The organism is Streptomyces bohaiensis, from assembly GCF_012033785.1.
In the GTDB taxonomy this organism is placed as follows: domain Bacteria; phylum Actinomycetota; class Actinomycetes; order Streptomycetales; family Streptomycetaceae; genus Streptomyces; species Streptomyces bohaiensis.
This window is the reverse complement of record NZ_JAAVJC010000543.1, coordinates 1-1,087: the sequence shown is the minus strand read 5'-3', so window position 1 is coordinate 1,087 and position 1,087 is coordinate 1. Positions and strand designations below refer to the sequence as shown.

Below are 1,087 nucleotides of genomic sequence, written 5' to 3'. Positions count from 1 at the left end.
GGGTGGCCGGGTGCTGCGCCGCCGGCGAACCGGGGAGGCCCGGCGGCGCTCCCGTCGCCTCCGGGGCCCCGGGGCCCCCCGCGGCTCCCCCGGCCACCTCGCCGGTGCCGCCGCCGTGCAGCTCTCCGGGGTGCAACTCCAGCAGCACCCCGGTCACGAAGCTCTCGTCCTCGCCGAGCCGGAGCCGTCCCGCGCGGAGCTGCGCCGCGCGGCGCAGCGCGGAGTCGATGCGCTCGGAGACAGCGCCCAGTGACTCCTCGTACTCGGCGGCCTCGCGGAACGCGCCCAGGACGACCGCGACCGAGTCGGTGGCCTCCAACCCCTTGCCCCGCACGTCGCCGAGGATCAGCCGGACGCCGCGCGGGGTCTGGACGGCCCCGTAGAGATCGCCGCCGATCAGGGCCTCCCGGTCCGCCGTGCGGTAGCGCGTGGCGAGACGGATGCCGTCGATGGTGCCCGGCGGGTCGGGCACCATGGCGCGCTGCACCGCGGCGGCGACCTCGCGCGCGGTGAGCACCTGCCGGGTCCGGCGGCCGACGAGCTGGTTGATGCCCACCGCCAGCGCGGCGACCGTCGCGACGGTGAGCACCTGGAGGACCGCCTCCAAGGAGGTCGAGGGATCGATCCAGATGTGCATGACGGTCGCCATCAGGACCGCCACGCCGGCGGTGACGATCGTGGCCCGGAGCCCCTGGATGGCCGCGGCGACGAGAGGGGCCGCGGCGAGGAAGGGGGCGAAGGTGACGCGGGGCGGGGTGGCGAGTGTGAGGACGAGCGCACCGACCAGCAGCAGCGTGGGCAGCGCGGCAGCCGCCCGTCGGAGCCCGGGGGCGCGCACTGCTGTCAGTCTCCGGTGGATCGCCACGTACCCAATGTGCCGCGCGGGGGGTGACCTGGCGACTCGGCGGCGCCCGGCGGGGCCGCGCCGTCACGGGGTGCAGTCGGGGGTGTGCGAGCCGCGGCGGAGGGGACGGCACCGACGCGTGGGGGCGGAGTCCCGGTGGCGTGGGTGCCGGAGCGGGCGGACCGACGCGGGCGGGCGCGATGCGCACGGCGCGTCCGCGTGGATGGCGCGCCCCGCGGTCGC

The 1,087-nt window shown here is 77.7% G+C and carries 1 protein-coding gene; it reads right to left on the bottom strand.

Annotated elements, in window-relative coordinates; all coding sequences use genetic code 11:
• The coding region (locus HCN52_RS26295; protein ID WP_168090610.1) for a PP2C family protein-serine/threonine phosphatase at positions 1-865 on the bottom strand (865 nt) is incomplete at its 3' end.
• Positions 866-1,087 lie beyond the last annotated feature (222 nt).